Source organism: Pseudonocardia sp. T1-2H (assembly GCF_038039215.1).
In the GTDB taxonomy this organism is placed as follows: Bacteria; Actinomycetota; Actinomycetes; order Mycobacteriales; family Pseudonocardiaceae; genus Pseudonocardia.
This window is the reverse complement of record NZ_JBBPCL010000001.1, coordinates 802646-816737: the sequence shown is the minus strand read 5'-3', so window position 1 is coordinate 816737 and position 14092 is coordinate 802646. Positions and strand designations below refer to the sequence as shown.

Genomic DNA, 14092 nt, shown 5'->3' with positions numbered 1-14092 from the left:
TGCGCTACGCGCTGCCACCCGGCTTCTCCTCGAGGACCATCGTCTTGTTCTCCAGGTAGGGCAGCAGCCCTGCGACGCCACCTTCACGGCCGATGCCGGACTGTTTGAACCCGCCGAAGCCGATGCCGAAGTCTGCGCGGTTGTCGTTGTGGCCGACGGTGCCCGCCCGGAGCTGCCGGCCGACCGCTAGCGCCTTGTCCACGTCTCGGGTGAACACCGAGGCGTTGAGGCCGTAGATGGAGTCGTTGGCGATGCGGATGGCATCCTGCTCGTCCTTCGCAGGAATCACCGTCAGCACGGGACCGAAGATCTCCTCCTGCGCGATCCGCCACGAGTTGTCCACGTTCCCGAAGACGGTCGGTTGGACGAACCATCCGCGGTCGAGGCCGGCCGGTCGTCCACCTCCGGCAGCGAGCGTCGCTCCCTCGCTGAGCCCGATGTCGACGTAACCCTCGACTCGTTCCCGCTGCCGTTCCGTGGCCAGCGGGCCCATCTGCACGGCCGGATCGAAGGGGTCCCCGACCGTCACCTGTGAGAACGCTTCGGCGAGACCCTCCACCATCTCGTCATGCCGATGGCGGGGCACGATGATCCGGGTCAGGGAGCCGCAGATCTGGCCGGTGAGGAAACACTCCGCCCCGGCCAGGACGCGGGCGGCCTCGGCGATGTCCGCATCGTCCAGGACTACCGCCGCAGACTTGCCGCCGAGCTCGAGCGTGAAACGGCCGACCCGCTCGGTCATGATGCCGGCGATGGCCTTGCCCGCGGCGGTCGATCCGGTGAACGTGATCTTGTCCACCCGAGGGTCTCGGACGAGGGTCTCGGAGACCTCACGATCGGCGGTGACCACGTTCAGCACGCCCGCGGGCAGCCCGACTTGCTCAGCGATCTCGGCCATGATCAGCGCTGCGCCCGGCGCCTCGGGGGAGGCCTTGAGGACCACGGTGCAGCCGGCCAGCAGGGCGGGGGCGAGCTTGTAGGCGATCAGCGTCATCGGCACGTTCCACGGGATGATCGCGCCCACGACGCCGACCGGCTCGCGCACGATCGTCCCGTATCCGCCACCGCCGGACGGGGTGGCGGGCTCCTCGAAGGGGAACGACGCCGCGAGCTCAGCGTAGTAGGAGTACGCGCCCGTGACCTCCCCCATCGCCGCGCGTGCCGCGCCGGCGAGGATTCCCGACTCTCGCGGCCAGATCTGCGCGACGTCCTCGACGCGGTCCTCGACCGCGGAGCTGATCGCCCGGAGGTACTCGGCGCGCTGCCCGTGCGTCATGCGCGGCCAGGGGCCGTCGTCGAACGCCGCCCGTGCCGCACCGACCGCGGCGGCGATGTCGTCGTTCCGCGCCTCCGCGACGCTGAAGTACACCTGCTCGGTGACGGAGTCGACGACGTCGATCGTGTCCGAGGACGTCGGGGCGACCCATCGGCCGCCGATGTAGAACTCGTCCAGCCGGTCGAGGGGTACAGCGCCGGCGGTCGTGATGTCCACTCGCTATCTCTTTCCTTCTCTGTCGGTGCCCGTCGTGGACGCCGTCAGGTGCGGGGTACGGGTCAGGATCCGGACTCGACCGGGGGGACGTAGAACGACACCTTGCGGATGGTCTCGATCGTCCGCCAAGTGTTCGTGTCCCCGGCGAACAGGCGGACGACGTCCCCCGGCCCGATCACGATCGTCTCTCCGGTGCGGTGGAAGGTGACCTCCGCCTTACCCTCGAGCACCACGAAGATCTCGTCGGCCGTGACGCCCTGGTACTCCCCGACCTCGGCTCCCCAGACGTCCACGGCAGTGCCCGCGGTGAGGCCGCCCAGGTAGCGGGCGCCGGTGCGGAATGTCGGCATCTTCGGCTTCCAGTCGAGCTCGGCCGAGAAGGCGTTTCCCAGAAGCTGGCTCACAGTTCTCCTCACAGATGTACAGGCTCTCGTTCCGAGAGGTCAGTGGTCGGCGTGCGCGCCGCGGGCCGCCGTGAACAGGCGCCGGGGGTTGGCGGTGAGCAGGCTCGCGGTCACCTCGCCCGGGACGCCGTGGCGTTCCAGCCGGGGCAGGAAGTAGCGAGGCACGTAGCCGAAGCCGTTGCCGCCGTTGCGGGTCCACATCGCCTTCGACGCCATGTCGTGGCTGAGCAGGAGCCGCTCGGCGTAGCCCGCTCGGACCAGGGCGGCGACGGCGGCCGCGGTCTGCTCCGGCGCCGGACACTGCCCCTCGCCTGCGTAGAAGAACGGCATGCCGATCATGTCGAACTCCAGCCAAACGCCGCGCTCAGCGACCGCCCGCTGGTAGTCCCGGTCCTCCCCGGAGGGGTCCATGTGGCACAGGACGACGGACTCGGGGCGGGTCCCCTCCTCCTCGAGCACGATGTCGAGGACTTCGTGGGCGCGCCGCTGCCAGCCCGGCAGGTGGACGAACAGCGGGACGCCGAGCTCCCGCTGGGCGCGGGCGGACGCACGCAGGTGCGTCCGTTCGGCCTCGGTGAACTGCGGGGAGACCCCGATCTCGCCGATGATCCCGGGCCGGATGCCCGTGTCCCCGACACCGTCCGCGAACTCGGCGAGGATCTCCGCCACCAGGTCGTCCACGGTGGTCTCGGCGCGGCGGGCGGAGTGGAAGATGTGCACGTACCAGCCAGAGCCCATGACGACGTTGAGCCCGGTCCGGTCTGCGATGTCCCGGAGCGCGGCGGGGGAACGGCCCACGTCCCCGTTCGTGCAGTCGACGACGGTGCGGCCCCCCGCCTCGACGAAGTTCGCCAGCTCCGCGACCGTGGCGTCCGGGTCGTTCTGCCGGGTGTTGTCCAGGCAGCAGCGGGGGTCCTCCCGCAGCAGCCACTGCATCGACGGGCCCACCGGGGCGTGGAACACCGCGCGCTCCGCCGGGTCCTCGGGTTCGACGCGGCGGCGACCGGACCAGTCGCTGAGCAGGTGCTCGTGGGTGAGCGTCATCCCGAGGGCGTCCACCGGAACCGGGCCGCGCACAGTACTGACCAGCACGGTCGGGTCATCCATCGGGTCAACCTCTTCGTTCGCGTGGGGCCCCGGCGCCCCGCCCGGAAGGGGCGGGCAGGGGCGCCGGGTAGACGACGTCAGGCCGAGACGGCCATCTCCGAGGAAACGGTGCGCATCTGACCGACGTGGTCGATGTAGTAGGACTCGGGGACGTCCTTCTCCGCGTTGGCGATCAGCTCGGTGAAGTCCCACTTCTTGAGCAGCTTGCCGTTGCGGAACACCGGCTGGAGCACGTTCTCGGACTCGGGGATCGAGCCCTTCGGCACGGTCGTGTAGACGCCGTTCTCGTGCTTGAGCGCGAGCCGGCCCTTCTTCGAGGTCTTGAACGAGGCGCCGGTGGGCTGCTTGGCGATGTCGCGCCACTCGCCGTTCACGCAGACCGCGGACGCCTTCTGGCCAAAGTTCATCGTGTCGCGGTTCCAGTGCTGCAGCAGGCCGCCACCCATGCCGAAGACGGCGTTGTCCGCGGCCAGGCCGCGACGCTCGAGCTCCATGTAGACCTGCGGCAGGCTGTGGAAGTTCACGCCGTCGCCCTGGACCACCCGGATGAACGGCGGAAGGATCTTGAAGCCCTTCGAGTTGACCTCGTAGCCGAAGGCGTCCATCAGCCACTCGGTGGTGTCCGCGGTGACCTCGACGATGTCGCCCGAGTCCGGACGGATGCCGACGAGGCCCGGGAAGCTCTGGATCTGGTCCTTGAGCTCCTTGCCGATGATGTTCTTGACCGCGTTCTCGTGGTCGTAGGTGTCCGTCAGCAGCAGGGCACAGCCGTTCGGGCCCATCGTCTCGAGCATGTTGCGCATGGCGTCGGCCTCGCCCGCCCGGCCCCAGGCGCAGAAGCCGGCGTGCTCGGAGTTCGGGCCCGAGTTCGACACCTTGCCGGCGTTGTAGAAGCGCTTCGCCGCGAGGATGCCGGGCACGGTGTCGGACTGGTCGAAGTTGACCAGGTGCGCCAGGCCGCCCAGTGCCGCGGACTGCTGCGAGCTCACGCCGCGGGCCCCGTAGTCGTGCAGCATGAAGCGGACCAGGTGGGCGTTGTCCGAGGTGCGCTCCAGCGCCTCCTTGATGACCATCTTCGACAGCCAGCTGACGGTGCCGATGGTGGTCGGGTACCAGACGGCGCGCAGCAGCGCGGTCTCGAAGAAGCTGGTGGCCCAGTAGTACTTCGGGTCCGTGTTGATGACCTGGACGAGCACGTTGCGGGCCGGGAGGACCGTGCCCTCCGGCACCGCCTCGATCTCCACGGGCAGGAAGCCGCCGTGGTCGTTGAGGATGCCCATCCAGTTCTCGCGGTTGAAGTGCATGCCCTGCTCGCGGGTGACGAACTCGGCCTCGTCGATGTCCTCGAGGGTGATCGGCGTCATCAGCTTCTCACGCAGGTAGGCCTGCAGGCCGACGAACTGCGTCACCGCGAACTCGCCGCCGCGGGACTCGATGTAGCTCGAGACGTACTCGGTGCCCTTCGGGTACAGCGGGTAGTGGCAGTGCTTGTAGTTGTCGGTGTCGATGATCAGGTTGTCGAGGTAGCCCATCGGGGTGTCGCTCACCTTCCGCGAGAGTCGTTTCTACCGACTGCTGTTGTGCCGTCCCGGTAAGGCGCGTCCGGGCTGGCTCTGAAGTGCGTCAACCCGTCTGGTCAACGCTGACGTGCAGACTTTCCCATCCATCCGGCCAAGCGCTAGAAGCCCGACCGCAGAGCAACATACTTTTAACGATTCTAGTGTGACCGGCATCCCAACTCAACCCCCTGATCAGGCCATATGGCCGAACGCGCGGTGAGCGGGCGATTCCGGCACGCCGCGACACCGGACGGCCTTTCGGGTGACCCGGCGACCGCCCGTCGCGCGGTGCTGTCGGACCTGCCCGCGACCAGCACGGGCGGGGGACCCGGGCCGCCGAGCCACCCACCCGCCACGCGACGACCGAGAGGGTTGGATGGACTCGATTCTTGTGTGGGCACAGCTCGCCCCGTCCAGGACGCGCAGGCTCGTTGGGCGAGTACTCCAGCACCTGGACGGCGTCCAGCACCCGATTACGCCGCTCCGGCGTGACCGGTCCGGAGTCGTCGAGCACAGAGGACACCGTGCTCGCCGACACCCGGGCATGCTCGGCCACGTCCTTCATAGTCGGCCGCTTGCGCTTGCGGTCGGACTGAGTCACGTCGCGCTGCCTCCTACCCGTTTCACCGAGGCCTGCACGCGTGCCGCTCAGGACGGTACCGAGGTCCACAGGACCGCGTAGTGCGACCACCCGACGAACTCCGGCAGCGCCCGGTGCGGAGTGAGGTCGGAGGGCGAAGAAACGATCCGACTTCACCTCTACCTCTCTTCCTCCGCCGAAACCTGCACTCAGTCGACCAAGGGAGCGGGTGTAGGCCTCCGTTGGCCAAGCATGAATTAGAAACGATTCTGGTATCGTAGGGTACTTCACCCTGACAGGTCAAGCAACGGGCACGGGTAAACCCTTCGTCCGGGAGTTGCGCCCGCGCGGGAGAGAGGAACCTCGACGACAGGGACCCGGACGAGGCGGTCGCCCCGATCAGGCCGTGCCTCGACGCGGCCTCAACCACCTTCGTGTGCCACAGCCCGGCCACCATTGCCGACGCGCACAACCGCCGAGCGCGATGTCGGACCCAGCGCGCTGGGCGGGAGGCGGTGCTGTCGTTCCGCGCACGCCGAGCTGCGGACCGAGGGCTGTGTCCTTGGGTTCGCGCTCGGGGAGGTTGAGCCGCTCGACCAGCACCTAATACCGCAACAGCGGTTTGATCAGTCCCGTGGTCGTTCGCCGCGGCGCCGGTAGTGGCAGTCGGGGGCCTGCTGCTGGCGTTCGCGTCGCCAGGTCGACCGGTGCATGACGTGGCCGATGCAGGCTGCGGGGCGAGGACGAGCGCGGCGAGGAGGCGGCGGATCTCGTTGCCCGACAGCGGGATCAGCCGACGATGGCCGGTCGTGGGTCCCCCTATTCGGCCTCGCGTCCGTGTTCGGTGGCGCGGGTGACGGCGAGGCGCACGGTGCACGCCGACGACACGGGCGGCTTCGCCGGCGCCTATCCGTGGATCGTCAAGACGACTGGGGTGGGTCAACCACTTCTACGTCTACGCCGTCGACGCAGACTTCGGCACGTTCTTTGCCAAGTTCTGCTCCTACTTCCCCTACAACGCCAAGCTGTGTCTCAACGGGCACGAGTGGGCCAAACGCCAGGCGACGAAGGCGGGCCTGGGGTTCGCCGCCCTGAACAACGGCTTCGCCACCTGCGCCGACGCGGAGGCGGTGCTAGCGATCTGCGATCGGCTCGGGGCCGAGCGGATCGACGCGCTGCTGCGCAAGTGGCTGGCGCGCCTGCCGCACCCGTCCACCGGCGCGGACCGGGCCGCCGGCTACCGCTATGACCTTTCGGTGCTGCAGGCGGAGTCCTCCCTGACCCAGGTACTGGATCGGCCCATCTGTGGGCGGGTGTTCCTCGAGGAGGTCATCCGGGACAACCTCAACGTCGGACGCCCCGACCAGGTCAGCCTGGTCTTCGACCGGCGCATCCACCGCGGCCGCCGCCAGCACACCCCGGGCCGGTTCCGCACCCGCGTGCTTACCGAGGGGGCCACCCCGAGCCTGCACATCGACTACAAACACACCACGATCAAGCAGCACCACAAGGAAGGACGCGCGCTAAGCACCCAGACCACGGTCAACGACCCCGGCGACCTCGGCATCCGTACCCGGCTGACCCACCTGCCCGCGCTGCGGGAGATCGCCCTCTCCGCCCACCGGCGCCAGCTCGGCGTCCAACGACTCAGCCATAACCCGATCCGCGCCGCCGAGGCCTTCACCGCCGTCCACCAGCCGATCCTCACCCGCGACGGGCACCGCATCGCCGGACTACGCCCGGGTGATCACCGCGCGCAGGCGCTGCTGCAAGTGCTGCTGGTGTTCCGGCTGCTCCCACGCGGATTCCGCAACCCCGACCTGCGCGGGCTGCTCGCCCTCGCCCCCACCGGGCCATCGGCCGGGCAGGTCAGCTACGACCTGCGCCGACTCCGCGCCCACGGCCTCATCGCGCGGGCCCCCCGGCAGCCACCGCTACCGGGTCACCGACACCGGACTGGCCCACGCCAAACTGATCACCGACATCCACACCCGCCTCCCCGCACCCGGGCCGGCCCAGCTCACCGACCCCGGCCCACCCGCACCCAGCGCCCTGCGCGCCGCCGCCCGCAACTACCAGCACGCCCTCGACCACTTCACCCAGCAGGCCCGCTTCGCCGCATGGCACCCAGACCTTGACTCGATCACACCGACTTCGTCGGTCCTAGCCGAGCTAGGCGCCACACTCGGTTAGCGCGAGGCCGCACGTATGGATCGATGACTCGTCCTCCGCCTGCTCATGGCGCGATAATTAGGGCTCACCGTTTCAGGCAGTCGTCGAGAATCCGGTGAAATCGCTCACTGTCGGCATGAACAGCGAAACGTGCGTTACCCACCGTTCCGCTGAGCCCGTGCAGGTAATCAATGGTTGTCCGACCGTAATTCTGGGGGCTCACCGTTTCGACGTCGACGGTGACCTCCGTCAGCTCGAGAACGGCGGGGTCGATAGCGTAAGCAACGCAGAGCGCGTCATGGAGAGGGGCAGAAAGAAGAGCCCCTATACCGTGAGGTTCGGTTGCGTAGTAGCTGTCGATGTAGTACTCCGTGACAGCCGAGACGACTTGACCGGCGCTGGTCTCAAGCTCTCGGTAGCGCCGCAGGTCGTCACGACTCACGAGCACCTCGTGCGTAGCGTCGAGAGGCACGACGGTGAGGCGCTCGATGCCGGCTCTAAAGACGACATCGGCCGCCACGGCGTCGGCGTAGATGTTGAACTCCGCTGCTGGTGTCCGGTTTCCGGACTTCTTCCATGCGCCGCCCATGACGATGACCTCTTCGACCGAGTCGAGGACGTCGGGTGCCACCGTCAACGCGGCTGCGAGGTTGGTCAGAGGGGCGACCTGGATCAGGGTGATCGGATGAGTCGCGCGGCGCAACGTTTCGACCAGCCATTCCAGGCCACGCCAGCTGTGTGGTGTGAGCCCCGCCACCCCGACTGGCAGCGTGTCCTGGTGGAACATTCCTTCCGCCGGGTTGGGTGCGGACGGGTAAGGACTCGGTGCGAAGCGGCGGGCCAGGCCGGCGTGGACCTCGACCTCGCTCTTGCCGATCGCGTGTAGGACACGCAGCGTGTTGTCGGTGGCCTGATCCAGCGTCAGGTTCCCGACCACCGTCGTGCACCCGACCAGTTCGATATCCGGGTGCAGGGCGGCCATCGTGAGCGCGACTGCGTCGTCGTTGCCGGTATCGACGTCCAGGATCACTCGCCGGGGCATCTGCTGTCCGCCTCTCGCATCGGGGCCGACCAGGCCGGGGGCGCCGGCTGGCGCTCGCAGCGGGATAACCACGTCATGAGCCCGACTCTGACCAGATGGACACCTTCCGAAGCCGCTCGATGGTCCGCCAAGTATTACGCTGGCCCTTATTGAGGCGGACGACGTCGCCGGGTCCGATCTGGATCGTTTCCTTTGTGTCGTCGAACGTGACCTCGGCACGTCCTTCCAGGACCACGAAGACCTCGTCGTCGGTCAAGCCCCCAATGAGTCCTGGCTCCGCCTCCCACACACCGATCTCCGCCCCCTCGACAGTGCCGATGTGGTAAGTACCGGTCGGTACCGTGATGCTGGCGTCCTCTAGTGATTCGTACCCTTCAGGCTGGAGCTGGTAGCGGAACACGTTTCCGAGATGCTGCGTCATTCTATGTACTTCCTTTCGCGGTATTCTCACTTCTTTGGTGCAGCCCCGAACGCCCATCCGGGGCCGGGATCACCCGACCGAGGCTCATGACTCACCGCGGGTGACTTCGCCCAGTTCTGCTACGGGCTGACCGATGCATCGGTCGAGGCTTCCACGGAGCGCAGGGCGCCGCGCTTGATCTTGCCGGTCGCGGTCTTTGGGACGTCGTCGACGATATAGATCCGCCGGGGTACTTGTACGCCGCGAGTCGCCCTCGTGCGAACTCCACCAGCTCTTCGGAAGTCGCGGTGGCGGCGCTGTTCAGGGAGACGTAGGCGACCACCGTCTCGCCGCGGTACTCGTCAGGCTCCCCCACGACGGCAACCTCGAAGACATCGGGGTGCTCATACAGGACGTCTTCGACCTCGCGCGGCCACACCTTGAATCCCGAGACGTTGATCATGTCTTTCAGGCGGTCCACCAGGTAGATCCAGCCGTCCTCGTCCATGACGGCAACGTCTCCGGTTCGCAATCGACCCTCGGGGAAGCTGAGGGCGGTCGCGTCCGGATTCCGCCAGTACCCGACGGCGTTCTGAGGAGCTTCGACTTCGAGCTCGCCTTCCTGGCCGACCGGCAATGCCGTGCCGTCCTGGTCCAGGATCCTGACCGATACGTTCTGCATGGGAACCCCGACCGACAGTGAACCGCTCGGCGTGTGCACGGGGGCTTCCAGATGGAGCGGCGTGGCGATGCCGCCTGCCGTTGTCTCTGTCATGCCCCAGGCGTTGCGCACCTCGAGGCCGAATCTCTCGCGGAGCTGGATCACGGTCGACGGTGGTACTGGTGCCCCGCCGGTATAGCAGCGAGTCAATGTTCTGAAGTGCTCGGCGCCGGCCCACGGCACTTTCATGAAAGCGTTGTAGGCGGTGATGGAACCGACTGTGTAGGAAACGTTGTTCTCGGCGATCGCCTTGATGACGCTCTCCGCGCGGAACCGTCCGGTCATGACGAGGGTGGTATCGGCCAGCAGCGCGATTGCCATGTTCAGGCTGAGTCCGGTGATGTGGAACAACGGCGCGAGGGCCAGGATTGTGTCGCCGGGGCGTAGGTGGATCCACTGCGCGAAGTTCCGCGAGGAGTGCAAAATGTTGGCGTGCGTGTTCAACGCACCTTTCGGAAGCCCGGTCGTGCCCGAGGTGTAGCTGATGACCGCCACGTCCTCCCCCGCGGCCTCCTCGGTGCGGGGCGTGCTGCCGAGGTAGCCGCCGATCAGGGTGCCGACGTCCTGCGAGGAGGCACCTGCGCCCGTGTGCTTGACGCCGCGCGACTGCGCCTGGGTACGGAGGTCTTGCGCTGAGACGGTCAGCATCCACGGACCCGCGGCGGTGGTCAGCGCGGTTTCGACCTCGTCGGCCACCTCGTCTTCAGCGACCACCCCAGACAACTGAGCGTCGTCGGCCAACCTGCGAAGTTCCTCACCACGATACATCGGGTTGAACGGTACGGCGATGGCGCGGATCTTCCACAACGCGAGCATGCACAAGGGATAGTAGGGGATATTCTGCATGCAGAGACCGACGCGGTCGCCGGCACCGATTCCGCGGTCCTGGAACGCGACTGCCAAGGCGTCGGTCGCGAGGTCGACCTGGGACGCGGAAAGCTCTCCGTCGAAGTACCGAAGCGCGCAGCGGTCCGGAGCCGTTGCGACGCGGTGGCGCCAGGCCTCGGGAAGGGAACGGAATGGAAGCGACGGTATTTCATCGATATGGCCAGAGTAGAGCCGCCGCCACGGCGTTCCCTGACCACTGGTGTTGTCGTCGGACATATGATCTCTCTTCTCAGTCTGCCCAACCCTTCCGGCGCTGACCCTGCGTATCGCATCGACGCGAGATCCATTCGTGAGCGACGCCGGCACCGCCGCCGGCCGTCCCTCGTCACCGATCTGAGGATGACCACACCCGCTGTCCTCTCCCCCACCGTCGGCATCTCGCGGTGGTGCCACGCGGAGGGGGCCCGACCGCCCGAGCAGACCGGCGACCGCGCCGCCCGGCACCTCACCATCGATGAGCACGACCGGATGGTCCGACAACGCCTTGTCGCTCACTTGTGGACATCGACGACGACACGCCCGTGTACCCGGCCTGCCACGACATCCTGCGACACGCTCGCCGCGTCCCCGAGCCCCACGACCGAAGTGATCGAGTCGAGCAGCTCGTGGTCCACGTTCGCCAGCCGGTCCCATGCTCGCCGCCGTCGGTACTCGGAGGCGTAGACGGAGTCGATACCGACCAACGAGACCCCTCGCAGGATGAACGGCAGCACCGTCGAAGGAAGATCGATCCCCTGTGCGAGACCGACCGCGGCGACCACGCCTCCGTAGCGGGTGGCGGCCAGAGCCGAGGCGAGGGTCGTACTGCCGACGGAGTCGACCACTGCACTCCAAGTGGGAGTCGCCAACCCGTCGCCGGCCTCGGCCGGCAGCCGGCCGATGATCTCGCGCGCCCCCAGCCGGAGCAGCGAATCCCGCAGCTGGTCCGCCCGTCCGGTTGACGCCACGACATCGAAGCCGGCCTGGGCCAGCACGGCGATGGCGATCGTTCCGACGCCGCCACCCGCGCCGGTGACCAGAACCGGCCCGTTCGAGGGCCTCACACCAGCCTCGAGGATCGCCTCAACGGCCAGCCCGGCGGTGTACCCCGCAGTCCCGATCGCGGCGGCGCGCCGCTGATCGAGCCGCGAAGGTAGTGCCAGCAAGAAGGCCCCCGGAACGCGTGTCCGCTGCGTCAGCCCCCCGTCACGATCGGTCCCGAGACCGAAGCCATTCGCCACCACCTCATCGCCGACCGCGAACAGTGGACTCGAAGAATGGGTCACCGTTCCCACGAAGTCGATACCGGGAACGATGGGAAGGTGCTGCGGGATAGACGAGCCCGCCTCCATCACCTTTCCATCCTTGAAATTGAGATCCGAGTAGGAGACGTCGACCTCGACATCACCCCAGGGCAGGTCGTCATCGGTCAGCTTGTCGACCGAAACCCGGGTCGAGTCGCCGACTCGATGGATCCGTACCGCATGGAACTCGCGCCCATCACTGCTGCTCACTTCTTACCCCACTCACCGAACGAACTCGCGTCGACCAATCGCCGCCTCATCGACTGCACCAATGGGCCCTCCGCCTCGCTCGCGCGAAACGCGGCGACCCACTCCGGGTCACGGACGAACTCGCCCCATTTGTGCTCCATGTCTGCGACATCTGTGAACCGGAGCGTGTAGACGACCTCGTTGAACGAGTGATCGCCCACCGAGGTCACGCCGATCTGAACGAGGTCCATCTGATGTTTGTCGAACAGGCGGAATGCGTGCTCATTGAATCTCGTGATGAGCGACTCAAGGCGGCCGGGCGTGGCGACGTACTCTCGGACCTCGTATAGCATTCTCTATCCTTCTCTATCGATTGCGCTATGATTCGGCCGCCACCGGAACTCGCCAGGAGGGGCCGCCGGATACACGTCCCAGCAGCGATCGAACGGCGGCGGATCACCGAGTTGAGGCGGAGCCCTCCTCGGCGAAGGCGGGGAAGACCTCCTTGGCCATCAGTTCCATGTTCTTGATGATCTCACTGATGGGCTGGCCCACCGCCACCAAGCACGCCAGGTAGTGCTGGCTTCGCAATGTCGATGCGACCGTGATCGGGGAGTGACCCGTACCGGCGTAGGTTTCCAGAGATTGATCGCGGGGTCGCTCAACGGTCCGAGCGGAGACGACGCATCCCGATGAGGACGTCGCTGTACGATTCGTCATCACCCGTATAGCGCCATCCGGACAGCATCTGCGGCGATGTCGTCAGAAGCACTTTCGCCTCGACGCCGGTCGATTTCACCGTATACTTGTAGCCGGCTGGCGCCCAGAAATACTCCCCGGCCTCGAGGGAGAACTCGACGTTGACGTCATCGGCGTCGGTCACCACGATGTGTATCGTGCCGTCGATGCAATAGAACGCCTCGTCCCAGCTGGTCGCCTGCCAGACCACGTCTTTCGCGGCGGGGGCGTGAAAGCTGATTCCCTGGCTGTAGTACCGGGCACCGTCACGCTCGCGCGAGATGAAGGTGCCGGCTGCGACACCGTCGCTGAAGGCGATCCGCGGCATCGCCTCGATCTCGTCGAATCGGAACAGCCGAGGAAACCGGATCTCCTGTGCGGGTACCGATCTTCTGATCGCTGCGCCGGCCTCACGTTTGGCCTCGCTGGACATCAGGCGACCACCGTCCCCTTCCCTTCGCCCGTAAGGGCGTCCGACGACACGTCCTCACCCGAGTCACCAGGAGGTCAATCGTTTCTACTTGGGGTGCTTCGGTCCCGTGCTCCGCCATGACTGACCGGCACAGCGTAGCGTCGGCGCCTGCTGGCGGCAATACATGGAACGTTTATATCCTGGCTGCTCTACCGGGCCGGTGCGCCTCCACCCGCGTTGGGGCACACCACGACTGGTGGTTGTCACGGACCGCGGTCAGGAAGCCGACGAGCCGCCCGAAGGGACGACGTGACCAGCATCGCGATGGAGTCAACGGCCGGATCTGGTGGCCGCACGGCCCGCTCTGGTGTTCGGGACACCTGGAGTGGCCGTCCGGCCGAACAGGACGGTGCCCCTGCTCGGGCCGGGCCCCACCGTCGACGAGAAGTCAGAAGGGATGGTTCTTGCCGCCGAAAACTGCGCTGACCGAGTCGTCGGTGAAGATTCGGCGGATGGAGTCGGCAAGTAACGAAGCGCATGACACGACGTCAATTGATGCGGGTACGTCTGGCCTCAGCGGAATGGTGTCGGTGACGACGATCCTCTCAAGAGGTGACGATCGTAGGTTCTCGTAAGCCCGGCCCGCGGACACTGCGTGGGTGGCCGCGGCGAATATTCGACGGGCGCCGCTGCTCACCACGGCCTCCGCGGCCGCGCGCAATGTGCCGGCCGTGTCGATGATGTCGTCGACGACGATTGCGGTCTTGTCGTGGACATCGCCGATGACGTGTCCGATCTCGGCGGCCTGGTGCCGAGGGCGGTCCTTGTCGAGGATCGCCAGCCCAGCGCCCAGACGGATGGCGAACTGCTTGTTCAGTTTCACCCGGCCGGCGTCGGGAGCCACGACGACAAGGTCGTCGTCCAGGCCGGCGAAGTGATCTGCCAACATCATCAAGGCCGTCATATGGTCGACCGGGACGCCGATGAAGCCCTGCAACTGACCTGCGTGCAGGTCCATCGTGACCACGGCGGCATCGATCATGACCAGCAGCTCGAGCAGGGCATCATTTGCGTTCATGTCCGTCTCGGCATTGCCGCACATCGG

The 14092-nt window shown here is 66.9% G+C and carries 14 protein-coding genes; 1 reads left to right on the top strand and 13 read right to left on the bottom strand.

Translation table 11 applies throughout. From position 1 onward, the window contains the following. Positions 1–4 precede the first annotated feature (4 nt). The 5 genes from WBK50_RS04130 to WBK50_RS04110 form a co-directional block, all read right to left on the bottom strand. Entirely contained in the window at positions 5–1492 is a 1488-nt protein-coding gene (locus WBK50_RS04130) for an aldehyde dehydrogenase (RefSeq protein ID WP_341334311.1), read from the bottom strand. Between the two features lie 62 nt (positions 1493–1554). Beyond that, positions 1555–1896, bottom strand: a complete 342-nt coding sequence (locus WBK50_RS04125) for a cupin domain-containing protein (protein WP_341334310.1) — start codon at positions 1894–1896, stop codon at positions 1555–1557. Between the two features lie 39 nt (positions 1897–1935). After that, a complete protein-coding gene (locus tag WBK50_RS04120; RefSeq protein WP_341334309.1) occupies positions 1936–3003 on the bottom strand; it encodes a phosphotriesterase family protein in 1068 nt (355 codons plus the stop codon). 77 nt (positions 3004–3080) lie between these two features. Then, positions 3081–4550: a nicotinate phosphoribosyltransferase gene (locus WBK50_RS04115; protein ID WP_341334308.1), complete on the bottom strand. Its 1470-nt coding sequence runs from the start codon at positions 4548–4550 to the stop codon at positions 3081–3083. 76 nt (positions 4551–4626) lie between these two features. Next, the gene (locus WBK50_RS04110) at positions 4627–5127 is read right to left on the bottom strand and encodes a LacI family DNA-binding transcriptional regulator (RefSeq protein ID WP_341339284.1); all 501 of its coding nucleotides are present in this window, start codon (positions 5125–5127) and stop codon (positions 4627–4629) included. Positions 5128–6272: 1145 nt separating this feature from the next. Between WBK50_RS04110 and WBK50_RS04105 the strand changes: the two genes are divergently transcribed. After that, a complete protein-coding gene (locus WBK50_RS04105) occupies positions 6273–7280 on the top strand; it encodes a hypothetical protein (RefSeq protein WP_341334307.1) in 1008 nt (335 codons plus the stop codon). A 119-nt stretch (positions 7281–7399) separates the two neighbouring features. Here the strand turns inward: WBK50_RS04105 and WBK50_RS04100 are convergent, their stop codons facing one another. From WBK50_RS04100 to WBK50_RS04065, 8 genes are all read right to left on the bottom strand, one after another. Next, positions 7400–8344, bottom strand: coding sequence for a nucleoside hydrolase (locus WBK50_RS04100; protein WP_341334306.1), 945 nt, complete (start codon positions 8342–8344; stop codon positions 7400–7402). Positions 8345–8429: 85 nt separating this feature from the next. Beyond that, complete coding sequence (locus tag WBK50_RS04095; RefSeq protein WP_341334305.1) at positions 8430–8777, bottom strand: cupin domain-containing protein; 348 nt, start codon at positions 8775–8777, stop codon at positions 8430–8432. Between the two features lie 91 nt (positions 8778–8868). After that, a complete protein-coding gene (locus WBK50_RS04090) occupies positions 8869–10581 on the bottom strand; it encodes a class I adenylate-forming enzyme family protein (RefSeq protein WP_341334304.1) in 1713 nt (570 codons plus the stop codon). 275 nt (positions 10582–10856) lie between these two features. Continuing rightward, positions 10857–11858, bottom strand: a complete 1002-nt coding sequence (locus WBK50_RS04085; protein ID WP_341334303.1) for an acrylyl-CoA reductase family protein — start codon at positions 11856–11858, stop codon at positions 10857–10859. Continuing rightward, positions 11855–12190: an NIPSNAP family protein gene (locus tag WBK50_RS04080; protein WP_341334302.1), complete on the bottom strand. Its 336-nt coding sequence runs from the start codon at positions 12188–12190 to the stop codon at positions 11855–11857. The genes WBK50_RS04085 and WBK50_RS04080 overlap by 4 nt, the downstream gene beginning before the upstream one ends. A 103-nt stretch (positions 12191–12293) precedes the next feature. Further along, on the bottom strand, positions 12294–12428 hold the full coding sequence (locus WBK50_RS04075) for a hypothetical protein (RefSeq protein WP_341334301.1): 135 nt from the start codon (positions 12426–12428) through the stop codon (positions 12294–12296). A gap of 70 nt (positions 12429–12498) precedes the next feature. After that, the gene (locus WBK50_RS04070) at positions 12499–13008 is read right to left on the bottom strand and encodes a hypothetical protein (protein WP_341334300.1); all 510 of its coding nucleotides are present in this window, start codon (positions 13006–13008) and stop codon (positions 12499–12501) included. Positions 13009–13435: 427 nt separating this feature from the next. Then, a complete protein-coding gene (locus WBK50_RS04065; RefSeq protein WP_341334299.1) occupies positions 13436–14089 on the bottom strand; it encodes a ribose-phosphate diphosphokinase in 654 nt (217 codons plus the stop codon). Positions 14090–14092: the final 3 nt, after the last annotated feature.

What these genes read in the sequence shown, in the direction of transcription:
- WBK50_RS04120 (WP_341334309.1), bottom strand. Translation starts at nt 3,003, where the DNA reads ATGGATGACCCGACCGTGCTGGTCAGTACTGTGCGCGGCCCGGTTCCG.
- WBK50_RS04110 (WP_341339284.1), bottom strand. Translation starts at nt 5,127, where the DNA reads ATGAAGGACGTGGCCGAGCATGCCCGGGTGTCGGCGAGCACGGTGTCC.
- WBK50_RS04095 (WP_341334305.1), bottom strand. Translation starts at nt 8,777, where the DNA reads ATGACGCAGCATCTCGGAAACGTGTTCCGCTACCAGCTCCAGCCTGAA.
- WBK50_RS04090 (WP_341334304.1), bottom strand. Translation starts at nt 10,581, where the DNA reads ATGTCCGACGACAACACCAGTGGTCAGGGAACGCCGTGGCGGCGGCTC.
- WBK50_RS04080 (WP_341334302.1), bottom strand. Translation starts at nt 12,190, where the DNA reads ATGCTATACGAGGTCCGAGAGTACGTCGCCACGCCCGGCCGCCTTGAG.
- WBK50_RS04070 (WP_341334300.1), bottom strand. Translation starts at nt 13,008, where the DNA reads ATGTCCAGCGAGGCCAAACGTGAGGCCGGCGCAGCGATCAGAAGATCG.
- WBK50_RS04065 (WP_341334299.1), bottom strand. Translation starts at nt 14,089, where the DNA reads ATGTGCGGCAATGCCGAGACGGACATGAACGCAAATGATGCCCTGCTC.